At 44.2% G+C, this 23,689-nt stretch carries 25 protein-coding genes; 15 read left to right on the top strand and 10 right to left on the bottom strand.

Annotated features, from left to right (window positions below; translation table 11 throughout):
- Positions 1–100: 100 nt before the first annotated feature.
- Positions 101–832, bottom strand: coding sequence for a CPBP family intramembrane glutamic endopeptidase (locus ACNORC_RS00660; RefSeq protein ID WP_418333647.1), 732 nt, complete (start codon positions 830–832; stop codon positions 101–103).
- Between the two features lie 933 nt (positions 833–1,765).
- Here ACNORC_RS00660 and dinB point away from each other — a divergent pair.
- Both dinB and ACNORC_RS00650 read left to right on the top strand, forming a co-directional pair.
- The gene (dinB, locus tag ACNORC_RS00655; RefSeq protein ID WP_418333646.1) at positions 1,766–2,986 is read left to right on the top strand and encodes a DNA polymerase IV; all 1,221 of its coding nucleotides are present in this window, start codon (positions 1,766–1,768) and stop codon (positions 2,984–2,986) included.
- Positions 2,987–4,082: 1,096 nt separating this feature from the next.
- Positions 4,083–7,100, top strand: coding sequence for a DNA polymerase III subunit alpha (locus ACNORC_RS00650; RefSeq protein ID WP_418333645.1), 3,018 nt, complete (start codon positions 4,083–4,085; stop codon positions 7,098–7,100).
- Between the two features lie 75 nt (positions 7,101–7,175).
- Here the strand turns inward: ACNORC_RS00650 and ACNORC_RS00645 are convergent, their stop codons facing one another.
- Positions 7,176–7,457, bottom strand: a complete 282-nt coding sequence (locus tag ACNORC_RS00645; RefSeq protein WP_418333644.1) for a GIY-YIG nuclease family protein — start codon at positions 7,455–7,457, stop codon at positions 7,176–7,178.
- 176 nt (positions 7,458–7,633) lie between these two features.
- A complete protein-coding gene (locus tag ACNORC_RS00640) occupies positions 7,634–8,545 on the bottom strand; it encodes a YihY/virulence factor BrkB family protein (protein WP_418333643.1) in 912 nt (303 codons plus the stop codon).
- A 5-nt stretch (positions 8,546–8,550) separates the two neighbouring features.
- Here ACNORC_RS00640 and ACNORC_RS00635 point away from each other — a divergent pair, with 5 nt between their 5' ends.
- Both ACNORC_RS00635 and ACNORC_RS00630 read left to right on the top strand, forming a co-directional pair.
- Entirely contained in the window at positions 8,551–8,724 is a 174-nt protein-coding gene (locus tag ACNORC_RS00635; protein ID WP_418333642.1) for a hypothetical protein, read from the top strand.
- A gap of 17 nt (positions 8,725–8,741) precedes the next feature.
- Positions 8,742–9,509, top strand: coding sequence for an XRE family transcriptional regulator (locus ACNORC_RS00630; RefSeq protein WP_418333641.1), 768 nt, complete (start codon positions 8,742–8,744; stop codon positions 9,507–9,509).
- A gap of 208 nt (positions 9,510–9,717) precedes the next feature.
- Here the strand turns inward: ACNORC_RS00630 and ACNORC_RS00625 are convergent, their stop codons facing one another.
- From ACNORC_RS00625 to ACNORC_RS00610, 4 genes are all read right to left on the bottom strand, one after another.
- Complete coding sequence (locus ACNORC_RS00625) at positions 9,718–9,924, bottom strand: hypothetical protein (protein ID WP_418333640.1); 207 nt, start codon at positions 9,922–9,924, stop codon at positions 9,718–9,720.
- A 146-nt stretch (positions 9,925–10,070) separates the two neighbouring features.
- Positions 10,071–10,295, bottom strand: a complete 225-nt coding sequence (locus ACNORC_RS00620; protein ID WP_418333639.1) for a hypothetical protein — start codon at positions 10,293–10,295, stop codon at positions 10,071–10,073.
- Between the two features lie 185 nt (positions 10,296–10,480).
- Complete coding sequence (locus tag ACNORC_RS00615) at positions 10,481–10,873, bottom strand: response regulator (protein WP_418333638.1); 393 nt, start codon at positions 10,871–10,873, stop codon at positions 10,481–10,483.
- Between the two features lie 112 nt (positions 10,874–10,985).
- On the bottom strand, positions 10,986–11,483 hold the full coding sequence (locus tag ACNORC_RS00610; RefSeq protein ID WP_418333637.1) for a DUF456 domain-containing protein: 498 nt from the start codon (positions 11,481–11,483) through the stop codon (positions 10,986–10,988).
- A gap of 107 nt (positions 11,484–11,590) precedes the next feature.
- On the opposite strand from ACNORC_RS00610, the gene ACNORC_RS00605 reads away from it, so the two are divergent.
- From ACNORC_RS00605 to ACNORC_RS00590, 4 genes are all read left to right on the top strand, one after another.
- Positions 11,591–11,953 carry a BlaI/MecI/CopY family transcriptional regulator gene (locus ACNORC_RS00605; protein ID WP_418333636.1) on the top strand — a complete coding sequence of 121 codons (363 nt, stop codon included), beginning with the start codon at positions 11,591–11,593 and terminating at the stop codon, positions 11,951–11,953.
- Entirely contained in the window at positions 11,953–13,263 is a 1,311-nt protein-coding gene (locus ACNORC_RS00600) for a M56 family metallopeptidase (protein WP_418333635.1), read from the top strand. The genes ACNORC_RS00605 and ACNORC_RS00600 overlap by 1 nt, the downstream gene beginning before the upstream one ends.
- The gene (locus ACNORC_RS00595) at positions 13,256–14,395 is read left to right on the top strand and encodes a tetratricopeptide repeat protein (protein WP_418333634.1); all 1,140 of its coding nucleotides are present in this window, start codon (positions 13,256–13,258) and stop codon (positions 14,393–14,395) included. Before ACNORC_RS00600 ends, ACNORC_RS00595 begins: the two co-directional genes overlap by 8 nt.
- A 172-nt stretch (positions 14,396–14,567) precedes the next feature.
- Positions 14,568–15,044 carry a hypothetical protein gene (locus ACNORC_RS00590; RefSeq protein WP_418333633.1) on the top strand — a complete coding sequence of 159 codons (477 nt, stop codon included), beginning with the start codon at positions 14,568–14,570 and terminating at the stop codon, positions 15,042–15,044.
- Between the two features lie 2 nt (positions 15,045–15,046).
- Here ACNORC_RS00590 and ACNORC_RS00585 read toward each other — a convergent pair whose 3' ends face one another.
- Genes ACNORC_RS00585 through ACNORC_RS00575 form a run of 3 tightly spaced genes read right to left on the bottom strand, consistent with a single transcriptional unit; the run spans position 15,047 to position 18,074 of the window.
- Positions 15,047–15,931: a hypothetical protein gene (locus tag ACNORC_RS00585; RefSeq protein ID WP_418333632.1), complete on the bottom strand. Its 885-nt coding sequence runs from the start codon at positions 15,929–15,931 to the stop codon at positions 15,047–15,049.
- A gap of 47 nt (positions 15,932–15,978) precedes the next feature.
- Positions 15,979–17,112, bottom strand: a complete 1,134-nt coding sequence (locus ACNORC_RS00580) for a glycosyltransferase family 2 protein (protein ID WP_418333631.1) — start codon at positions 17,110–17,112, stop codon at positions 15,979–15,981.
- Entirely contained in the window at positions 17,109–18,074 is a 966-nt protein-coding gene (locus ACNORC_RS00575) for a hypothetical protein (protein WP_418333630.1), read from the bottom strand. Before ACNORC_RS00575 ends, ACNORC_RS00580 begins: the two co-directional genes overlap by 4 nt.
- 80 nt (positions 18,075–18,154) lie before the next feature.
- On the opposite strand from ACNORC_RS00575, the gene ruvC reads away from it, so the two are divergent.
- From ruvC to ACNORC_RS00540, 7 genes are all read left to right on the top strand, one after another.
- The gene (gene ruvC, locus ACNORC_RS00570) at positions 18,155–18,706 is read left to right on the top strand and encodes a crossover junction endodeoxyribonuclease RuvC (protein ID WP_418333629.1); all 552 of its coding nucleotides are present in this window, start codon (positions 18,155–18,157) and stop codon (positions 18,704–18,706) included.
- A gap of 2 nt (positions 18,707–18,708) precedes the next feature.
- Positions 18,709–19,104 carry a four helix bundle protein gene (locus tag ACNORC_RS00565; protein ID WP_418333628.1) on the top strand — a complete coding sequence of 132 codons (396 nt, stop codon included), beginning with the start codon at positions 18,709–18,711 and terminating at the stop codon, positions 19,102–19,104.
- Between the two features lie 67 nt (positions 19,105–19,171).
- Positions 19,172–20,299 (top strand): radical SAM family heme chaperone HemW, encoded by a 1,128-nt coding sequence (hemW, locus tag ACNORC_RS00560; protein ID WP_418333627.1) that lies wholly within the window; start codon positions 19,172–19,174, stop codon positions 20,297–20,299.
- A gap of 12 nt (positions 20,300–20,311) precedes the next feature.
- Positions 20,312–21,064 carry a cyclase family protein gene (locus ACNORC_RS00555; protein ID WP_418333626.1) on the top strand — a complete coding sequence of 251 codons (753 nt, stop codon included), beginning with the start codon at positions 20,312–20,314 and terminating at the stop codon, positions 21,062–21,064.
- The gene (locus ACNORC_RS00550; RefSeq protein ID WP_418333625.1) at positions 21,061–21,447 is read left to right on the top strand and encodes a DUF4260 domain-containing protein; all 387 of its coding nucleotides are present in this window, start codon (positions 21,061–21,063) and stop codon (positions 21,445–21,447) included. The genes ACNORC_RS00555 and ACNORC_RS00550 overlap by 4 nt, the downstream gene beginning before the upstream one ends.
- 53 nt (positions 21,448–21,500) lie before the next feature.
- Positions 21,501–21,866 (top strand): MmcQ/YjbR family DNA-binding protein, encoded by a 366-nt coding sequence (locus ACNORC_RS00545; protein ID WP_418333624.1) that lies wholly within the window; start codon positions 21,501–21,503, stop codon positions 21,864–21,866.
- Positions 21,863–23,635, top strand: coding sequence for a MutS-related protein (locus ACNORC_RS00540; RefSeq protein WP_418333623.1), 1,773 nt, complete (start codon positions 21,863–21,865; stop codon positions 23,633–23,635). Before ACNORC_RS00545 ends, ACNORC_RS00540 begins: the two co-directional genes overlap by 4 nt.
- Positions 23,636–23,689 lie beyond the last annotated feature (54 nt).

Below are 23,689 nucleotides of genomic sequence, written 5' to 3'. Positions count from 1 at the left end.
AAGGAGGTTTTTAATAAAAGTAAGAAAATACTTCAGAAAAAGAAGATCCTTCATAGTCAAAGTCCATAATTACTCCATTACTAGGCTTTTCCTAACAGGTTTAACTATTGTAAATGCTTATTAGCATGATGCTGTCTACGAGTCCGTGTACCAGGATGATGGGCCACAGCCTGCGGCTGTTAAAGATATAGGCAACTCCAAAGATGAGTCCGATACAAAAGGTGGTGAGGATTCCGGTGAGGCCCTGATAGGCGTGTATCCCGCCAAAGATGAGGGCGCTCATCAATACCGCGGTCCAGGTGGCAAGCGGGGTCTTTCCCAACAGGTCTTCCAGGGTATTAATGACAAAAGCCCTGAAGATGATCTCCTCCAGAAAAGCAGCAGTGACCCAAATGGTAAAAAGTGCAGAAATCAGCCGGGGTAAATTCCCGCGAAGGGTGTAGAGGTGAGAGATGTTCTGGTGCGACCCGAAAGTTTCAATAATAAGCGGTTGTAGAAATTTTGCAAAAAGTACCACCCCGGCAAAAACCAACAGGCTCATCAGCACCGGTTTCCACCAACGGGTGGGCCGGGCCAGTCCCAGGTCACTCCACTTCCAGCGCATAGTTTTTTTAACGAAGAACAGGATCCCTGCTAAAAAAACGTTGTTGAGCATAAAAAGCCAGAATCCCGGACTTTCCATCTCCATCACATTGCCTGAATAATACGTGTGAGTGAGGTAGTTAAGAGTGAAGTTAATACTCAGGACTAACCAGAGGGCGCTTCCAAGGACAATCTTTTGATCCAGGCTGTATTCCGGGGGAGCCACCGGCCTGTTGAAAATTCTTTTCATGTTTAAAAGTTGGTCTAAGCAGGTTTTCCGGTCTGTTTTTGCTAATCGGTTGATTTATAGGGGGAGCTAATTTAAACTATCATATGATATGGGGCAAGTTTTTTTAGAGAATCAAGAGACAAGAATCAAGAATCAAGAGACAAGAGACCTCTCGACTCCGCTCGAGGTGACAACTGGAACATTGAACAATGAACAATAAGCAATGAACAGCTAAGGGCTAATAGCTAAAAGCCAATAGCTTTAGAAGATCATTCGTGAATTCGTGGCGATTAGGGTGATGCTGTGATCAACAGATCCCTCACTTCGTTCGGGATGACAAAACATTGAAGTTGATATGATTTAAAAACTAAAAGATAGCAGGATGTAGTTGTGGAGTTTCCTTTTACGTAGAATAAGGAGCAAAACTTTGAGATTCAGGAGGACCGATTTTTATCGGGACTCCGCGAAGTTTTGTGACTGGTTTTTCTCCTGCGGGAGCGGGAGGAAAAATTCCTCGGAAAAGGTGTCTTTTTCTTTGCTTCGTTTCTTTTGGACAAGCAAAAGAAATGAAGGGCAAGTAAAAAAGGAACAGTGCCTGGAGTGGAGTCCCGGTGAACATGCGATTGCTTCGCCGGCCTTTCGACCGGCTCGCAAAGACGGGCGAAGAACAGCTAACGGCCAACGGCTAAAAGCCAACAGCTTTTTAAGATCATTCGTGCATTCGTGGCAGTTTAAATCAATGAACAGTAAACAATAAACAATGATCAATGAACAATAAACAGCTAAAAGCCAATAGCTTTTTTTAAGATCATTCGTGCATTCGTGGCAATTCTAGTAAAATGGAATATTTCCAATTAACAGGAATTTTTCCATTTTTAACACTTCTTCGAGAGGGAGATTTCTCTAAAATAACTAATTTTGGAATAATTCCAATTAACAGGAATATATCCAAAAATGAAGTATAAATCGATCTTACATCTGGACCTGGATACCTTCTTTGTGTCGGTAGAACGCCTGCTGCATCCGGAGTTACAAAATCGGCCGGTGCTGGTGGGCGGACTCGGGGATCGCGGAGTGGTTGCGGCCTGCAGCTATGAGACGCGCCGTTTTGGGGTGCACTCGGGCATGTCGATGAAGGTGGCGCGGCAGCTTTGTCCGCAGGCTACGGTGATAAAAGGAAACTCGGCTACCTACAGCAAATATTCCGATGTGGTGACTGAGATCATCAAAAATAAAGTGCCCGCTTTTGAAAAAGCCAGCATCGACGAGTTCTATGCCGATCTCAGCGGAATGGATAAGTTCTTCGGAACCTACCGCTTCGCCACCGAACTGCGGCAACAGATCATCAAAGAAAGCGGCCTGCCCATCTCCTTCGGACTCTCCCAGAACAAGATCGTGTCCAAGATCGCCACGGGCGAGGCCAAGCCCAACAATCAGTTGCTCATAGAGAACGGCACCGAAAGGTCATTTTTGGCACCCCTGTCTGTGCGAAAGATCCCCATGATAGGCAGCAAGACCTTTCAAACCTTGCTGGGGCTGGGCGTGCGGGAGATAAAGACCATACAGGAGATGCCGGTGGAAATGATGGAGAGCGTGCTGGGCAAGAACGGTCGCACCATCTGGAAACGCGCCCATGGAATTGATGATTCTCCTATCATTCCGTTTCATGAACGAAAATCGATCTCAGCCGAACGCACCTTTCACCGCGACACCATCAATATGGTGCAGCTGCATGCCACGCTCACGGCCATGGCCGAGAATCTGGCCTACCAGTTACGACGGGGAAATAAACTCACCTCGGTGATCAGTGTGAAGATCCGGTATTCCGATTTCAACACCTACACCAAACAGGCGAAGATCCCCTACACCAGCGCCGATCATATCCTGATCCCCAGGCTGGAGGAGTTGTTCCGGCAGCTGTACAACCGAAGGTTGTTGATACGGCTCATAGGTATAAAATTCAGCGGACTCGTAGGCGGGCATTACCAGATCAACCTGTTCGATGACACACAGGAGATGCTTGACCTGTATCATTCGCTGGATTATATACGAACCCGCTATGGCGATGACAATATTGTGATGCGAGCTTCGACCATGGGTGGCACGCTGGTGGGGAGAATGGATAATCCGTTCAACGGCGCCCCACCGGTGTTGCTTGCGCATAGGCAGAGCTAAACTTCGCGGAAGCGAAGTTATTCTGGATTTAAAATTTAAGATTCAAGGTGGTGTGATTTGAAAATTTGTGGATTTGAGAATTTGAAAATAGAAGGTTCTGCGCTTTCTGCGGAAGCTTTGCGGCCTCTGCGTGAGATGAGATGACATGAGATTCTCCGCTTTACCCCGGCCCTAAAGGGAGGCGGAGTTTTCCAGATCTCACAGGAGTTTTATGGAAAAATTAAAGTCCCCTTTAGGGGATTTAGGGGTAAAACGAGAAGTCCCTGGGAACATGAGATTGCTTCGCCAGCCAATTGGCCGGCTCGCAAAGACGTTCTTATGGCGGTCGAACGCTCCCGTCAGTTCGAGCCTGCCTGTCGGTAGGTAGGTATCCCGATGGCTATCGGGATGTATCGAGAACAAGGGAGTGACTGCCCAGCCTTCTTCTCGATACAATTTTTCCTCGCTGGCGCTCAGAAAAATCACTCGAAGTGACGGCTAGTCTCTGCGTTCTCTGCGGAAGCTTTGCGGCCTTTGCGTGAGATGAGATGACATGAGATTCTCCGCTTTACCCCAGCCCTAAAGGGAGGCGGAGTTTTCCAGATCTCACAGGAGTTTTATGGAAAAATTAAAGTCCCCTTTAGGGGATTTAGGGGTAAAACGAGAAGTCCCTGGGAACATGAGATTGCTTCGCCAGCCAATTGGCCGGCTCGCAAAGACGTTCTTATGGAGCTCGAACTGACGGCTAGTCTCTGCGTTCTCTGCGGAAGCTTTGCGGCCTTTGCGTGAGAAACAATGAGCAGTGATCAATAAACAATGAACCGGGAATAGTTTTGGAATTTAGGATTTAAAAAATTGGAATTTGTGAAGTGATGCCGTGATCAAGAGGCCTCTCGACTCCCTGTCTGCCGACAGGCAGGCGCTCGAGGTGACAACTGGAACAATTAACAATTAACAGCCAACAGCTAAAAGCCAACAGCTTTTTTAGATCATTCGTGAATTCGTGGCAGTTTAATTTCAATGAACAATAAATAGTGAACAATGAACAGCCAACGGCCAACAGCTAACAGCTAATAGCTAAAAGTAACTCATAACTCCGAACTCTTAACTAATAAAAATGTACCTGAATTGTCACACATACTACTCTCTCCGTTACGGGACCTTTCCCGAGCAGGAGCTGTGTGAACTGGCGAAAGAGCATGAAGCTACTGCCGTGGCGCTTACCGATATCAACAACACCTCTGCCTGCCTGAGCTTTTTAAAAATAGCTTCGGAATATGATTTTAAACCCCTCATCGGGATCGACTTCAGGAACGGGGTGCAGCAACAGTATGTGGGCCTGGCAAGGAACAATGTCGGATTTAAGCAGTTAAACGATCATTTGTCGGCACACCTGCATGTGGAGAAAGATTTCGATAAAGACGCTCCGGAACTGCCGGACTGCTTTGTGATCTATCCGTTGGAGAAGGTGATGCAGGATGAAAAATGGCATTTTAGAGAGAACGAGTTCATCGGCGTTTCCGTAGAAAGTCTCCGCAAGCTGAAGTTCTCCAAATACCTGCAATTGCGGGAGAAGCTGGTGCTCCTGCAAACGGTGAGCTTCCGCAGTAAAAGAGATTATAACGCGCACCGCCTGTTGCGGGCGATCGACAACAATATGCTGTTGAGCAAACTTCCGGAATCTGAACAGGGCTCGCCCACCCAGCAAATGCTGCCCAAAAATGTCATTTTTGAGGAGTTTGCAGATTATCCATTTATCCTGGAAAATACTCAAAAGCTGATCGAGGGCTGTAGCGTGGAATTCGAATTCGGAAAGGCGCGCAAGAACCGCAATCTGCAGGTGTTCGGGCAGAGCAGGGAAGAAGACGCCGAAACCCTGAAAGCGCTGTGCTACAAGAATCTGCCGCGGCGCTACCCAAATGCTTCCGAAGCTACGTACGCGCGGGTAGAGAAGGAGCTGCAGGCGATCATAAGCCTGGGATTTGTGTCCTATTTTTTGATCAATTATGACATCATTCAGTATGCGAAATCGAAGAACTATCCGTTTATTGGGCGGGGCAGCGGTGCTAATTCTGTAGTGGCCTATATTATTGGTATTACCAATGTTGATCCTATTGAGCTCGACCTGTATTTTGAGCGCTTCATCAACGCCTCCCGGCATTCCCCACCTGATTTTGACATCGATTTTTCCTGGAAAGACCGGCAGGATGTGACGGCATATATCTTCAGCAGGCATAAGAATATGGCCCTGCTCGCTACCTACGTAACCTTTAAACGCCGGGCAGTGATCAGGGAGCTGGGGAAGGTGTTCGGACTGCCCAAAGCGGAGATCGATAAGCTTTCTGCCGGCTTTTTTGAGTATAAAGATCTCGATGAGATGGAGAAACTGGTGTTTCGTTACAGTGGGCTTATCGCCGGATTCCCAAATTACCTGAGCGTACACGCCGGCGGCATCATGATCACCCAGGAGCCGGTGCACAGCTATGCGGCTACTTTTTTGCCGCCCAAGGGCTTTGCAACCATTCAGTTTGATATGAATATAGCCGAAGATGTGGGGATCTTCAAATTCGATATTCTCGCCCAGCGGGGACTTTCCAAGATCACAGATGCGATTGAGATCGTGCGGGAGAACCAGCCGGAGGCTGAGGTGGAGGACATGGAAAATGTGTCGGTTTTCAAGAACGATCCCAATATCAATAACCTGCTGCGCACCGGCGACTGTATGGGCGTGTTCTACGTGGAATCACCTGCCATGCGCGGCCTTTTTCAAAAGCTGCAGACAGAAGATTACCTGGGACTGGTGGCGGCAAGTTCCATCATTCGGCCCGGTGTTTCCAACGGGGGTATGAAGGAGGAGTACATCAAACGCCATCGCGATCCTGAACGGCGCAAGCAGGCGCACCCTGTCCTGGCAGAGATACTTTCGGAAACCTATGGCGTAATGGTATACCAGGAGGATGTGCTGAAGGTGGCTCACTTCTTTGCCGGGCTCTCCCTGGAAGAAGCCGATATCCTGCGCCGCGGCATGAGCGGAAAGCGCATGAGCCATCATGACTTTAAGCAGTTGGAAGAGAAATTCTATAACAATTGCCGGGAGAAAGGCTATTCAGAAGAGCTCACCCGGGATGTTTGGAACCAGATCCTCTCCTTTGCGGGCTATGCTTTCCCCAAGGGACATTCGGCTTCCTATGCGGTGGAAAGTTACCAGAGCCTGTACCTGAAATACTATTTCCCGCTGGAGTTCATGGTGGCCTGCCTCAACAACGGTGGCGGATTTTACGATGTGGAGACCTACATTCAGGAGATCAGGAAATGCGGCGGCCGGGTGCATGCGCCTGATATCAACAGGAGCGAGCACCACACGGTCATCTACGGCAGAGACGTCTACCTGGGGCTGGGTTATATCAAGGAGCTGGAGATAAAAGTGGTGCAGCGGATACTCGAAAACCGCAACTTTTTTGGCCTTTTTGAATCCTTTGATGACTTTATCGACCGGGTGCCTATCTCCATTGAGCAGTTGAGCCTGCTGCTGAAGATCGATGCCTTCCGCTTTACGGATATCGACAAGCACCACCTGCTCTGGAAAGCTTTTTTTAAGCTGAACCACAGCAAGCGGAAGACGAGTCAGCAGTTGTTGTTCAAACCGCCGCACCGGGATTTTGAACTTCCGGAGCTTTCCCATTCCTTCCTCATCGATGCCTATGACCAGATGGAACTGCTGGGCTTCTCCCTGCATGATCACTTTAGCTTACTGAAGAACCCCATGAAACCGGAAGCCATCAAAGCAAAAGATCTGAAACAGTACATTGGGAAAGATATCGAGATCTACGGCAACCTGATCACAGCCAAACGTACACCTACGGTAAACAAGGAATACATGTGCTTCGGAACTTTTTTTGATGCCGCAGGAGACATTTTTGACACCGTACAATTTCCCCGCGCCACAGAGCAATACCCGCTGCGCAGCAAAGGGATCTACCTGTGCCACGGCCGGGTGCTGGAAGAGCTGGGCTACATCTGTGTCTCAATAAGCTGGCTCGAACGACAGGAAACCCAGGGCGATCCCCGCTTTGTCAATCAGCGACAGAACATCGCAAAAGTCGGCGAGGATGGGAATGGGTTGGTGTTGAGGTGAAGGCGAAGCCTTCAAGCTGAACTTGTTTCAGCTTCTCTAGTGAACGTCAAGCTGAACTTGTTTCAGCATCATCATCTACATTACCAACAGCTCAATCAGCTCAGGGTTCTTCATTTTAATCAGGTTCCATTTCCACTCCCTGTGCCAGTTCTTAAGCTGTTTTTCTCTGGCTATGGCTTGCCTGATGTCCATAAATTCTTCATAATACACCAGGATGTTACAGCTGTATTTTCTGGTGAAGACCCCTCCTTTTCCACTCTTATGCTCCGCCATACGCCTGTTGATATTAGCAGTAACACCAACGTAAAGGACCGTTCGGGATCTGTTAGAGAGGATATAGGTGTAGCCTTTTTTCATGGTTTTAAGACATAGATGGATATGACCCTGAAACAAGTTCAGGGTGACCCCGGAAAACAAGTTCAGGGTGACCCCGGGAAACAAGTTCAGGTTGATCCAAGAAACGAAAAAGCAGCTGCAAAAAAATCCATTCCTCCCTTTAGGGTCGGGGCAGAGAATGGATTTTTCTGTGGTAATTACCTTTGCGGTCTCGTCTCAAAATGTTTCTCCTCTTTTTGCTTCCCTTTGGCATAATTCTCCATTTCCGAATTCAATTCGGCGCCCAGGAGAATGATAAAGCTGGTAATAAATAACCACAGCAGCATGACTACAACTGCCGAAATGGAGCCGTACATTTCTCCATAGCTTCCGAAGTTGCTCACGTAGTAAGAAAATCCCCAGGAAGCAATGAGCCAAAGAATAGTGGCGAGAATGGCGCCGGGAAGCACCCAGCGAGTAGGAGATTTAGGCTTGAAAGGCGCATATTTGTAGATCATGGCTAAAAACCAAACTACAATTAAGGCAAGAACTAGCCACCGGCCCCACCCAATCAGGGTATTGACATTCGAAGGCAGCCCCAACTGATCCACAAAGGCCGGAAAGGCAACAATTAGCGCCATGCTGATTATGACTAAAACGATGGCTCCAAAAGTAAAGATCAGGGTTAAACCGTTCTGTTTTAAGAATCCGCGGTTATTTTTGGTGCCATAGGCGATATCCACTCCTGTAAAAAGCGATTTGGTGCCTTTGTTCGCACTCCAGATACTTAAGAGAATCCCGATAGCCATGCTCAATCCCAGAGCAGAGCCTTTTGTTTCCATGAGACCTTCCAACTGGTCTTTCAGAATATTATAGGCTTCCTGCGGCATCATTCCGGCGAGTTGTGACAATTGCTGCTGAATACTTTCCGGATTCATGGCGAGTCCGTACAAGGAAACGAGGGCGGCAATGGCCGGAAAAATGGCGAGGAAGGCATAAAATGCCACTCCCGCCGAAACTATGGAGACGTTATTGTCACCGATCTCATCTTTAACTCGAAGAAGAATAGTCTTCCATCCCGAAAAAGGAATTTTTGAGGGGTATTTTGGATGATGAGAATGCTGGTGCATAAAAAATGGCTTTTGAAGGTTACTTTTCTAATTTAAAAAAAATCAACCGCTCAGGCTTGCCGGTCGATACTAAACAATTGTTAAGACAGGGGTTTTCAGAGGTTTTGGAAAATCAAAGTTCAATACCTGAAATTGCTTTTATGGAGTATGTCCAAAAAAAGATGCGGAAAAATTCCTAAAAAATGTATATTTGGGTATGGGAACAGATGTATCTATAGAAGTAAAGCGATTCAAGCAGGTTAGGGATGAAAACAATTTCACCCAGGCAGAATTTGCGAGTCTGCTTGGGATCAATAATTCCACTGCAGACATTGAACGCGGACGCACCAAACTTTCAGGTAAGGTAGTGGCAGAATTACTGCGACAATTCGGGATCAATCCTTTATGGCTGTTTGGGGAAAGCAATCAAAAGTACCTGCAGGTGAGCAAAGGAGATGTTAGCCCAAAGGTGATCAGTCTCAACAGCTCAGAAAATGAGAATATTGTGCTGGTGAACCAAAAGGCCGCGGCCGGATATCCTCATAACGTACAGGATGTGGAGTGGTACCAGCAATTGCCGGCTTTTGATCTACCCCTTCCGGAATACCGAAACGCGACCCACCGCGGATTCCAAATAGAGGGAGACAGTATGTTGCCCAACTTCAGGCCCGGAGAATGGGTGCTGGGGAAAGCTGTGGGAAGTATTGAAGAGGCCAGTAACAACAGGATCTATGTGGTGGTGTTGTATGATTCGGTGCTGGTAAAGAAGCTTCAGAAACTGCCTGATCCTTCCAAGATCCTGCTTATATCTCTCAATGAGGAATATCTTCCTATTGAAGTAAATGTAAATGATATTCAGGAACTGTGGCAGGTGAACAGTAAACTTACGTTCAACCTGGACGCTCCTTCAGAGAGTATGCTGCTAAAGCAATTGCAGCAGTCTATGGATGAACTTAAAAGCGAATTCAAAACACTGAAACAATAAAAAACGGCCTGAAGTTATCAGGCCGTTCTTCAGGATCATAAGATCCCTGGTTAGGGTTGGTCAGTTAAAAGACTTTTATCGTCTTCTCACCAATCCCTTTATTCTCTATGGCATTATTCACGCCTTCTTCAAGGGACACCTCTTTCATCAGCTGAATGAGAGCCAGAGAGAACAATACCATTATTTACTTCTTAGAAGAAGAGGAATCTTACATTCCGTCATCTTCCATTTCTTCCATTTCGTCCTCGAGGTCATCTTCCATATCATCGTATTCATCTTCGATCTCGTCACCTCTTTCTTCCAATTCATCTGTAACTTCTTCTACACGATCTCCTTTGTCCGCTTCATCGCGGCAGGAAATAAAGGCAGAACTCACAGTAAATAGTAAGGCGAATAATAAAATGAACTTTTTCATAATTTGTAGCTTTTAAAGGTTAGTTCTCACAAAATTAGAGAAACTATCTGCTTTTTAACATTTTAACTGCTAAAGTTTTCCTAAAAGTACCCTAAAGCTGTTGATATAATGGGCGCTGTAGGGAGTGTAAAGGATTTCAGGAGACATTAATTGTCATCTCCGATTTTCTCAATTTCTTCATCAATTTCTTTATTCACCTCTTCATCTACTTTTTTAGCCGTACGCTCCAGCACTCCTTCTCTTTCAACTTCTACTGGTTCCCGTTCGACTTCAACTTCCCGCACTACGGTTTCTTCTTTTACTGTTTCTCTACAGGATGTGAATACTATAAGACTAAAAAAGACCATTAAATAAAAAAAGCGGATTTTCATAATTATAAGATTAAGGGTTCAACTGTCGAAGGTAGGAAATGCTGCTGGGGCAGCAGGCTTATTTAGTAAATCTTTGGCAATGAATGTCAAAGTAATTTTAATTTTCTCTTGAAAAAGGGTGTTTTTTGATAGAACTTTAGAAGATTTGACAATTCGGTTCGTATCTATTCCGGAAATGGGCAGTTCTAAAGAAAACTGCTGATCTTTTGGTTGAGGCTATTACAGTCGGCCTTGTTAAGAGGTTTCTCTAAATAATCGATCACCATGGGGTAAGTTCCGGCTCTCTCCCGGTCACTGGAATTAATGGATGAGGTCACCATGACTACCAAGGGTTCTGCCTCCAGTTCTTCCTTCTGAAGTAGATCGAGGAAATCCCATCCACTCATTTTAGGCATGTTGATATCCAGCAGGATGAGGAGAGGAGTTGTTTTGGAGTTGTGCTTTCGAACGTAATTAAGAGCTTCGGGAGCGTTCTTGAATTCCATAACGTTATGGATGTCCATGGTTTTTTTCACAAGTACCTTGTGTAAAAATAAGACAACAGAATCGTCGTCGACAATAGCAACGTCTAGGCTCATAGGGGTAGGTAGGCAGTAATATTGGGGCGATCGGAAATCAATAATATCTCACCCGATCTGCCACCAAAGATATAAATATAAATGAAATATGGACTTTAAGGTCCGTTTTCGACTAGAATAATAGGCTTCTGAATTCCCAGGCCTTGTAAACAAAAAGAAGCAGGAAAATAAAGGTGACGATCAATTCCATAAAGGTTGATGCAAGGAGGCCAATAAAAGAACCTGAAGCTGCTTTTAAAGCCGAGCGGGAATCGGTCCTGTTGATGATCTCACCGATATAAGCACCAATAAAAGGGGCAATGAGCACTGCGAAAGGTATAGGAATAAAAATTCCTGCTACTAACCCTATGGTTGCACCGATCATTCCTGCACGGCTACCACCAAGATATTTGGTTCCCAAAGCCGGAATGGCGTACTGCAAGGCGAAAATTATGATGGTCACTAATAAGGTCACCCCTAAAAATGTCAGGTTCATAGGAACAGCCGGTGCCAGGTGGAGCACCAGTAATCCGGCCCAGCTGAGAGGAATTCCGGGTAAGACCGGTAAAAAACTTCCCATTAAACCCAGGATCATGAGGAGGGCCCCAACTGTCAAAAGTAGTATGTCCATTTATAAGCTTTTCAGCTAAGATAGGAGAAAGAAAAACAAAATTTAACTAAACTATTAGTTTGAACTAAAAAATTAGTTTATATATTAGCGATACAAATCAGAAGAAAATGAAACAACTTACCAAAGCCGAAGAAGAGATCATGCAGATCCTTTGGGATCTCAACGAAGCTAATGTGGCTTCGGTTATCGAGCAAATGCCAGAACCCAAACCGGCTTATAATACTGTCTCCACAATAATCAGAATACTGGAAAGTAAGGAGTTTGTTGGGCACCGAAAAAAAGGAAAAGGTTATATCTATTTCCCGGTAGTTGATAAGGAAACCTATAGTGATCAAAGTATGGACAAGCTGGTTGAAGGATATTTCAACGGCTCATTCAAGAGTATGGTTTCTTTTTTTATGAAGAAGAATAAAATGGACACCAAAGACCTGGAAGCCATTTTAAAAGAGATCAATAAAAAAGAAGAGTGATGGAAAATTACATTTTACAGACCATAGTATTTCAATTGGCCTTTTTGCTGGTGTACGAACTTTTGCTGAAGAAGGAGACTTTTTTTCTGTATAACAGATTATATCTTTTGATCACTCCAATTCTTGCGCTGGTGCTGCCATTATTGAATTTTCCGATACTGCAATCGGCTGTCCCCGTGGATGCAATGGTGTTGCTTCCGGAAGTATTCATTAGTTCCACCTCCGGTTCAGTCAATACTCCCGAAATATCGGGGGTGTCTTCTGAAGCAGGCTCCGTAAATTTCTGGTTGCTTATCTACGGAACGGGAGTTTTAATCGCGTTCCTGATATTTCTGAAGAAATTCAGCATTCTAAAAAGCCTTTTCAGTAATCCTGTGGTTTCTGAAGATGCTAATTATCGCATCGTTAGGGTAGCTAATTCTGATATAGCCTGCACTTTCTTCAATACTATCTTCCTGGGGGAACAACTTTCCGAAGAAGAAGTAGAACAGATCCTGTCTCACGAAATGGTGCACGTACAACACCGGCACAGCCTGGACCTGCTTTTCTTTGAGATACAAAAGATCCTTTTCTGGTTCAATCCGCTTATCTATATCTATCAATCCCGACTCTCTGTGCTGCATGAATACATTGCCGATGCGGGGGTAGTGAAAAAGGTTGAAAAAAGAACCTATTACCAACAACTGTTGAATACTGCCTTTGGCACAAAAGATATTTCCTTCATCAATCAATTTTTTAATCATTCAATCATCAAAAAACGGATAGTTATGTTACAAAAATCAAGATCTAAAACCATCGCAAAATTCAAGTACCTGATCCTGGTGCCACTTATGTTGGTTATGCTGACCTATGTGGCGTGTGCTGAAGGACCAGAAAAGGAATCTGAAAATGCTGCTGAAGTAAAAGTTCGGGAGCAGCAACCGGAACAGGCATCTAAAAAGGCTGAAACAGATGTTCCATTTGCAGTTCTTGAGCAGGTTCCGGTATTTCCGGGTTGTGAAGATTTGGCCACACATGAAGAGCAGAAGAACTGCTTTATTCAACACCTGACAGACTATGTTAACAGAAATTTCGACACTTCCATTGGGAAGAGAGAAAATCTTACGGGCCTTAACCGTACTTATGTTCAATTTCGAATTAATACAGATGGTAGCATAGAAGTCCTGGAAGTAAGAGGGCCTCACGAAGCTTTGGAAGCCGAGGGAAAAAGAGTGGTTAGTTCCCTGCCTCAAATGAAACCGGGAGAACATGATGGCAAGGTAGTACCGGTGCTGTTTTCATTACCAATAACATTTGAAGTAGGTGAATAAAAAGATCTTCATATTACTATTTTTAGTCGTGACTAAAGCCGGAGCACAAACTTCGGCTTTGGCCATTGCAGACAGTTTATATGCCGTAGGGAATTATTCTGAAGCTATAGAAGAGCTGCGAAGCGTGGACAACAGATCAGAGGCTGCAAAATTACGACTGGCAAAATCTTATGAAGCTTTAGGTCAATTTTCTGAAGCCTTGAAACAATACCGGCAGGTGCTGCAGAAATATCCTGAACGTGTTCTTACAGCTATAGACTATGCAGAAACTTTGAAAAAGACCGGTAAACTGAAGCAGGCAGACAGTATTTTTGAAGCTTTAAGCAATCAATTCCCTCAAAATGCCAATTTTCAATATCAGCGCGGACTCATTAAAGAGCAACAGCAGGATAGTACTGCGCTGGGTTATTTTCTCAATACCATTAAGCTTGACGAAGGTCACCGCATCGCTAATTATAAAGTAGCGAAAGATTTGCTTGCGGAGAGAAAATTTGCACAGGCCCGGTTGTTGAGCTTGAAAGCCCTGAGTTTTAATCCAAACGACGCGCCTCTCACCTCTATTTTAGCCCAGGCGTATTACCATCAGGATATGTTTGCTGAGGCGATAGAACAGTATGAAAAATTGATCAGTCTGGGAGAAGAAAGCAAATTTATACATACCAAATTAGGTTACGCCTATTTTCAAAGTCAGGATCTTAAGAAGGCTATTGAACATTATACAGCAGCTCTTACGTACAACAAAAATGATGCTGATCTCCACTACCGGCTGGGCCAGCTGTATGCAAGAGCAGGGGAATACAAAAACTCTGAAGGACATCTTCTTACTGCAATTTTGCTTATGGATAGGCCCCTGGATGATGAATACTTTAGCCTGGGACTAACGTATAAACTGCAGGAGCAGCCAAAAAGTGCTCTTAAATATTTTAACCGGGCTATTGAGGAAGATCCCGATAATGAACTCGCCTGGTATGAACGTGCAATTGCAGCCGATAATTTTTTTAAAGATTTTGGTACCCGGCAGCAGTATTACAAAGATTACCTCGAGCGATATGAAAAATCTGGCAATGATGGACTGGTGCTATTGGCCAGGCGCCGGCTAAGTGATCTCATCAAGGAGCAGCACCTTGAGTAAATTTCTGGATTAGAGGACAAAACCTCCAGTTGATCCCGAATTGAAATTCCTTGTTCCGATTCATCTTTCCAAAAATGCCGGAATGGCGATTGGTTTTGCATAAGCTTTACTTTATTTTTCCTAAGCTGCTTTAATTCACTATTTTTGATTCCACACAGACAGTTGAATCTGCATGAAAAAAGCTTTACCCGTCGTTTTTTTACTGGCCTTGATGTCCTGTGATTCTTTTGAGACAAAAAAAGTCTCTTCGCAGGAAATTCTTTCCGAAGAAACCCGTGAACTCAACTGGAATGAGGTAGATCAATATCCCGCTTTTAAAGAGTGCAGGGAGATCACCGAGTTAGAAGCTTCAAAGAGCTGTTTCGGGAAAAAAGTAGCCCAGTATTTCTACTCCCGCCTCGAGGAGAAACAGCCGGTGGTTACTGAAGCTATTGATGACACTTTATACCTTTACCTTCGGATCTCAGAAAGGGGGATTCCCGCTATAGATTCGGTTCACATTGATTCGCTGGTAATTCGGCAACTGCCCGAGATAAGGACCTGGCTCACCGAGAGTGTAGATTCCCTTCCGAAGATCTATCCGGCGACAAAAAGGGGAATTCCCGTAGTCACTACCTTCAAGATGCCGGTGGTGATCAAAGCGGAATAAATTTACAGATTGTATTTGTAGCCTACGCTGAAATCAATAGGGAAATTACCATTGCCGTCCAGAACGATGGAAACGATATCATTGTAACTGATGCTCAAAAAGCCATTTTTGGTAAGCCTGATATCGCTGCCAATTCCAAAGCTGAAGGGAGCCGTAAATGAAAAGCCATCCTCATCTTTAATCGCCGTGACCTCTCCGTTGTCATTGGTGATCCTTACACGGTCTTCGGAATAGAGGAAAGTAGCAAGTTCTGCATCTATGTGCAGGTCCCATCCTGAAAAATAAAAAGCCTTGAACCGGTAATTGATTGACAGTTGGGTTGAGCTGTACCGATATTCCTCCTGTTTAAAGGACTGCCGAAGCTGTAAAAAAGCAACATGCCGCGGCGCCAGATTGGGATCAAAAAATTCGAATTCCACTCCTACGACGGGCGCCAGAATATTCTCGGGATTCTCTGTGTATTTGTTGTTCGATAGGCCGACGAACAAGCCTAACCGATGTTGAATATTTGGAGTAGCAGCGTTATAGGTGTAATTTTCCTCCACGAGGGTGTTGTAGGAATTCACAAAATGTTTTAGGCTGTAGAGCACGAATTTTACCTCGTGGGTCTTCAAATCTGTATCGTTCGTAAGTTCCTTAAGTTGATCTTTATATTCCTCCTGCTCCCTGCCATCTATTTTGGTATTTTTTAATTCGAGCATGCGCTTGCCTTTGCTTACAAAAAACCGGAAATCGTGGCCTTCCTGAGTCCAGAAGAGACTGAGCTTTCCTTTAACTTCCCGTTGCAGCTCAAGCGTATCTCCTTCAATAATGAACATATTCTCCTGCGCCACCAGTCCGGTGCAAAAGAAAAAAAAGCTGATCAAGAATAGCTTTAGGTGCTTCATTTTTGAAGTGTAGGAAATTAAAGATACTAAAATATTTGTTGCTGCCTCTACTTTTTGAACCGCCTGCCTTTCCAGGTATACCCCGAAAAAAGCGAGAGAATTGCCACGCTACTGCTGAAGAACGGATATAGGAAACTGCTCCAAAAATAGCTTTTAAGAATGTCTTCCTGCTCGAAGAAACGGGCGCTGCTGAAAATGAGGATAAAATCTACATTGAATTTGACCAGGAAGAAAAGGAAGAAGACATCGGTTTTCATTGAACCCATCAGCATTGTGAAAAATGCGCTCACCAATCCCAGGTTCATCAACAGGACCACGAGTCCGGTGAATTTGCCAAAGAAGTTTTTGTAAGAAGAAGTTTTGGCTGCCCACCTGATGCGTTGAGAGATCAAAGCCCGCAGGTCCGGTTGAGGGTTCGTTTCCACCACAGCTTGTTTGCTCTTCAGGAAACCTGTTCTAAATCCTTTACTTCGGAATTTCTCCAGCAGGAATACATCATCGCCACTGGCGATCTCAGTATTTCCCTCGAAACCATTCACCTCCAAAAATGCCTTTTTTGAATAGCAAAGATTGGCCCCGTTGCACATGAAAGGTAAGTTGGCGCCAAAACCTCCCATTCCCGCAATTTGAAGGCTGAAAATATCCATTTGCTGAAAATCCTGGAGAAAACGGTTCGTATTATTGCGTAGCAGGTCTACCGGCCCAGCAACAAAGTCTGACTTGGTTCTTGTAATTTCAGAATTGTAAAGCTGTAACCATTCTGCAGGAACCACACAATCGGCGTCTGTTGTAATAATGTGATCAAATTTTGCCCTTTTTAAAGCCGCTGTGATCGCATCTTTTTTTGGACTTGCTGAGTTATGTTCATTCTGAAGCAACTGGATCTGAAGCTCAGGATTTTCCTTCTTAAAGTTGAGACAAATAGCTTCGGAAGTATCTTCGGAAGCATCGTTGACCAGTATAATTTCGAATTGTTCTTCAGGATAATTCAATTTCCGAAGGGATTGGAGCAGGCGCGGAAGGTTTTCGGCTTCATTCCGAAAGGGAATGATGATCGAAAATCCCGTTTTTGGAACTTCCTCATTTTCTGAATTTATTGTGGAAAGCTGGTGAAAACCGTATAACAGGAAGAGCAAAAGCCCGGTGTAGAGTACGGTTATGATGCCCAGGATCAATATCATGTGGTTGCGTGTCGCGATTTCTTGTACTTGAGTACAAAATAACTTCCGGCGAGTCCGGGAATTCCGAAATTAAGGATCCAAACGGTCAATACAATACTCAGCACCACAATTTGGGGTACATCTAAAAATCCGAAGATCCAAACGGCAAAACCACCTTTTATAAGCGCGTCAAAGATTATCAGTGTTGGGATGATGGACGCGAGCACGTAGGTACTGAAAACTGCCGAAATGAGCAGTGCATAAGATACATCCACCTGAAAGATGAGCAACAGGAAGTAGAATTGATGGGTAAAGATCAGAAATCTAAGACATGCGAAAAGCAGTGTTTTCCAACGGATCTTTTCCGGGACATTGTTAAAAGAATCTTCCAGACGCTGAATGGAATAACCTTTCAGTCTGATTTTAAATCGTTTCATGATCCAGTAGATCAGAAACGGTGCGAAAAGTAATCCGCCTACGATAAGTCCGTTGACTAAAGGCAAAGGCAGATCCAGGCTAGTAATAAGAAATAGCAAGCCTGCAATTCCGAAGAAATAGGTGGCAAAAAGTTGCCCCATATTGCCTAAAAAGTTCAGAAAGATGATCTTTCGCCAGGCACTCCGTGAATAATAAAGGCATTTAGCACCGTATTCGCCAATTCGGCTGGGAGTGAAAATAGCTGCGGTAAAAGAGGACAGGCTTTCACGGGTGGCCCTTCTAAAACTATTTTCCCGTACATAACTGCTCAGGTTTTGCCATTTCAGGATCTCGAAATACCAGTTGAGAACAGTAAATGCGATGAGTAGAACGATGTTCGTCAGAGAAAAAACACGGTATTGGGTGAGAATGTTCAGGAATTGCTGCAGATCCATATGCTCATCTGAAGTGATCTTGTACCAGATGAAATACACTGCCGCTGAAACTACCAGGATCTTGAGAACTAGTGAGAAGAATTGATTAGCTTTGTGCGAGGTGATCCTCATAGATTTTCCTGGGGAAGATTAGCTCAATTTTCTGAAAACATTCAAAAAATAAGGGTTTATCCTGCAATAATACGAAGCTTTTGAATACCGAAAAAATCATTTTAGGCATTGACCCGGGGACGACCATTATGGGATTTGGCCTTATTAAAGTGGTAAACAAGAAAATGTCTTTTCTGCAGTTGAATGAATTACAGCTGCAAAAGTACGAGGATCCATATGTGAAACTCAAGCTGATCTTTGAGCGCACTATTGAGCTGATAGACACCTGGCACCCTGATGAGATCGCTATTGAAGCCCCTTTCTTCGGAAAAAATGTGCAGTCCATGCTTAAGCTGGGCAGGGCACAGGGAGTGGCTATGGCCGCTGGGCTTAGCCGGGAAGTCCCGGTGACTGAATACTCGCCAAAAAAGATAAAAATGGCCATTACCGGAAACGGGAATGCCAGTAAGGAACAGGTGGCGCGAATGCTTCAAAGTCTGCTGGCTTTAAAAGAACTTCCGAAGAACCTCGACGCAACCGATGGCCTTGCTGCTGCAGTTTGTCATTTCTACAATTCTGGCAGAGTAGAGATCGGGAAAAGTTACTCCGGCTGGGAAGCCTTTGTGAAACAGAATCCGGGGAAGGTCAAGTAACAATGACCAATTATCAATTATCATTTTGGAACGTGATGGAAAAAGTTAATGTACTTGAAAGGAAATCTTTTGACTTTGCAGTGGGAGTGGTAAAACTTTACAGGAAGATATTAAAGGAGGAAAAAGAATATGTTTTACCTAAACAATTTTTACGATCTGGTACTTCTATTGGAGCGAATATTGCGGAAGCAAATGGAGCAATTTCAACTGCCGATTTTTCTTCTAAAATTTCCATCGCCTATAAAGAAAGCCTGGAAACGAAATATTGGTTGAAGTTATTCAAGGAAACAGATCTAATTTCTAAGGAAGAATATAAAATTTATTTTGATCAAGCTGATGAGCTGTCCCGTATCCTTTATGCAATACTGAAGAAGACCAGAATAAATAAACAGGATTAAAAAAGCTATAATAGTTGATTGCTAACCGCAATTGGAGGGTTGGTAATTGATAATTGTTTATTGACAAATGTACATTCATATTCCTTTTTGCAAGCAAGCCTGTCACTATTGTGATTTTCACTTCTCCACTTCCGTAAAGAAGAGGCCTGCTATGGTCAATGCTATTCTGAAGGAACTGGAACTCCGGAAGGGGGAGATTGAAGAGCAGGTGGAGACTATCTATTTTGGTGGGGGAACGCCGTCTTTGCTCACTGCTGAAGAACTTGCCAGCATTTTTAAAAAGATCTATGTTGAATACTCTGTTGCCAAAGATGCGGAGATCACCCTGGAAGCTAACCCTGATGATCTTTCCGAAGAGAAATTGAAAACATTAGGAGCTTCACCTATCAACCGGTTGAGTATTGGAGTACAGTCTTTTTTTGAAGATGACCTGAAACTGATGAACCGTGCTCATAACGAAAAAGAAGCTTTGAGGTCCATCAAAACGGCAAAGGAGTTTTTTGACAATATTTCCATTGATCTCATCTACGGAATTCCGGGAATGAGCAATGAACGCTGGAAGGAGAATCTGCAAACTGCCATTGACCTTGGGGTGCCGCATATTTCCAGCTATGCTTTGACTGTAGAGCCGAGAACGGCGTTAAAAAGCATGATCCAAAAAGGAAAAATCGCACCGGTGGAGGAAGAGCAGGCACGGCAGCAGTACGAAATAATGATCGAAATGCTGGAAGCAGCCGGCTTTGATAACTATGAATTTTCGAACTTCGGAAAGACCGGTTATTTCTCCCGGAACAACACCGCCTATTGGTTTGGTAAGCCATACCTTGGAATTGGCCCTTCGGCGCATTCTTATGACGGTAAATCCCGAAAGTGGAACATCAATAATAATTCGCTTTATATTAAAGCTATCGAGCAAGGAAACCTTCCGATGGAAACTGAAGAACTCAGTTTGACAGATCGCTATAATGAATATGTAATGACCAGGCTCCGCACAAAATGGGGAATTTCTGTTGCTGAGGTAGAAAGTGAATTTGGTAAAGAAGTGAAAGATTATTTATTAAATGAGGCTGAAAACCTGATAGCTAAGGGACTCCTTGTGCAGCAGGAAGGCCGGATAAAAGTATCCAAAAAAGGGAAATTCCTGAGTGATGGCATTGCAGCCGATTTGTTTTTGGTAGATTTGGAGCAAAATTAGCAGAAAGCGGCCATGCTCGCACGAGTAGAATATAACCAAGAAAATTTCAAGATCGATCTGGCCAGGCCTCTGGACATTTCTCTTAGTTTGAGAGGCGACGATAAGAACGTGATTGCCTGGTATCTCAAATCACCAAAGATAGAACCTGTTAAAGAAGGGAACTGGGTAGCCCAGGTGAGCAAAGGTGCTTCTGTCAATTTCAATAATATATATTTCAATCCGCACGGGCATATTACCCATACCGAATGTGTGGGCCACATTACCCCGGAATTCTATAGCATAAACGCTACGCTCAAAAAATTCTTCTTTTTTGCCAAACTGGTATCGGTGAGTCCGCAGAAAATGGACGGCGATGAGGTCATTACAAAAGAGCAACTTGAGAGCTTACTTGAACCCGGAGAAGCCGAAGCTTTTATTATAAGAACCCTTCCCAATACCGTAGCCAAACGCAGCAAAAAGTATTCTAATACCAACTGGCCTTACCTGACAGAAGACGCTGCAAAATACCTGCGTGAATGCGGGATCGAGCACCTGTTGATCGATCTGCCTTCAGTAGATAAAGAAAAAGATGGAGGGAAATTACTGGCCCATAAGGCATTTTGGAACTACCCCAAAAATGTGCGTTTTGAAGCTACCATTACCGAACTTATTTATGTACCTGCAAAAGTGGAAGACGGCTGTTATTTTTTGAGCCTTCAGCCTGCCTCCTTTGAAAATGATGCGGCTCCCTCCAAACCGGTGCTTTACAAAATTGAAAACCTATGAAACGGACCCTAAAGCTCGAAGAGGTAGCGATGCTCCTCCTTGGAATCTACGTGTTTGGCTTCACTAAATATGCCTGGTGGGTGTTTCCCGTGTTTTTTCTTGCACCCGACATCGGGATGATAGGATATGCTTTTGGAAATAGAGCAGGTGCATTTTTCTACAATCTGCTTCACCACAAAGGCCTGGCGATCATGATCTACCTCGCCGGATTTTTCTTTGCCAGCCATTTACTCCAGATTATTGGAGTGATCATTTTCTCACATGCCGCTTTTGACAGGCTGCTGGGTTATGGTCTAAAGTATGAGAGCGGATTTAAATTCACGCACCTGGGAGAAATAGGGAAACCTTCAAAAGTAGGCTTTCAGGAGAAAAGTCCGCAGTGATGCCTTGCTCTTAACTTCTTCCTATCTTTGGGAAATAGCTAAAACCAAAAGGTATGAATGTCGAGGAATTTAGAATGTACTGTCTCTCCAAAAAAGGAGTGACAGAAGAATTTCCCTTTGATGAAGAGACCCTCGTATTTAAGGTGATGGGTAAGATGTTTGCGCTGTGCGGCCTGGAACATATTCCTTTTCAGATCGCCCTAAAGTGTGATCCGGAAAGAGCTATTGAACTGCGGGAGGAATATGACGGCAGGATCACCGGTGCCTATCACATGAGTAAGAAACACTGGAATTCTGTTCATGCCGGGGAGTTGCCGGGGGACCTGGTGCGGGAGCTCATTGATCATTCTTATGACCTGGTGGTATCGGGCCTTACCAAGAAACAGCAGCAGGAGCTGGAAAATTTAAAAAGCGAATGAAAGATCCCAAAGAGTTTTATATATCTGAAACAACTAAATATGAAGCCGAACTAAAAAAAGCTTCCCGCACGCTTGCAATTTCAAGCCTTTTGCGGGTAACAGTTTTTTTATTAGTGGCTTTCCTGATTTATTATTACTTCGGAAACAGTAGTGTTATCACAGCAGTTCTTGTGTTAGGAATTGCAGCCTTTCTTTACCTGGTCTCCCGGCACACCGATCTCGCCTATAAGCGAGATAGAATAAAGGAATTGCTAAAGATCAATCAAACGGAACTAAAAGTTCTGAAAAGGGATTTCGCAGACCTTCCAACCGGCGCCGAATTTGAAGATCCCTTACACCCTTTTAGTCAGGATATTGATCTTTTTGGAAGCTCTTCCTTTTTTCAATACCTCAACCGAACTTCCCTGCTCGAAGGAAAAAGGAAACTGGCAACAATTCTGCTGTCCAACAATATTACCAATGTGGAACTTAAGCAGGAGGCGGTTCGGGAACTATCTAAAAAAGCTGAATGGCGGCAGAATTTTTCTGCCCTCTCTGCCCTGGTGAAGACCGAAACCCGCACCGGAACAATTCTGAACTGGTTGAGTAATTACAAGCCTTTTGTTCCGAAGTTCATGGGTTGGCTACCGATAGTTTTCTCAGCTATTTCTGGGTTGGCAATTGCAGCTTTTTATTTTGACTTTATTGGAGGAATTGAGTTGGGGCTATGGTTCTTTGCGGGCTTGTTCATTACAGGGATATACGTTAAAAAAGTAAATCTTCTGTCTACAAGCGTCAGCAAGGTGCAGGATACCTTTCATCAATACTATCAGTTGCTGGACCAGATCGAAAAAACCGAATTTTCTTCGGAATTATTAAAGGCAAAGAAGGAGCAGATCTACTCCCCGACAAAAAAAGCTTCGGCCACCCTCAAAGAGTTCTCTAAAGCCATAGATGCCCTGGACCAGCGGAATAATATGATCTTCGGAATTTTCGGAAATGGATTCCTGCTTTGGGATCTAAGGCAGGCATATCGGCTTGAGAAATGGATTAGTTCCAATTCCGCAGAGGTTGAAAAATGGTTCCGAACGATCGAGTTTTTCGATGCCTATAATTCGTTGGGGAATTTCGCCTTCAATCATCCGGGTTATGTTTTTCCGCAGCTGGTATATGATGCTACGGTTATTAAAGCAGAACAATTAGGGCATCCGCTTTTGGATCCTGAAAAGAGAGTAGACAATGACTTCGATATTGACAGTGAAGAATTCTATATCATAACCGGTGCGAATATGGCCGGCAAAAGTACCTTTTTGAGAACTGTAAGTTTACAGATCCTCATGGCCAACATAGGCCTTCCCGTTTGTGCCAGCAGTTGCAGTTACTCCCCAATAAAACTAATCACCAGCATGCGAACTACCGATTCGTTGTCCAACGATGAATCCTATTTCTTTTCTGAACTGAAGCGGCTGAAATATGTGGTGGATGAAATACGCACAGAAAAATATTTTATCATTCTCGATGAGATCCTTAAAGGCACGAACAGCACAGATAAAGCTATTGGTTCCCGAAAATTTATCGAGAAGCTGGTGAGGTCGAGATCCACCGGAATTATCGCAACTCATGATTTGAGCCTTTGTGAGGTCACCGATGAATTACCACAGGTGAAAAATTATTATTTTGATGCCGAGATCATTGATGATGAACTAAACTTTGATTATCGCTTTAAGAAGGGAGTTTGTCAGAACATGAATGCATCCTTTCTTTTGAAAAAGATGGAAATTGTCGATTAAATAGTGGATAGAGGTTAGAGAAAAGTAAGAGGAGACCTCACAGATTTCCAAAAC

Origin of the sequence: Salinimicrobium soli (assembly GCF_048323655.1) — a bacterium.
GTDB lineage: Bacteria > Bacteroidota > Bacteroidia > Flavobacteriales > Flavobacteriaceae > Salinimicrobium > Salinimicrobium soli.
The sequence above is the reverse complement of the archived record's forward strand: the minus strand, read 5'-3'. Positions and strand labels throughout refer to the sequence as shown.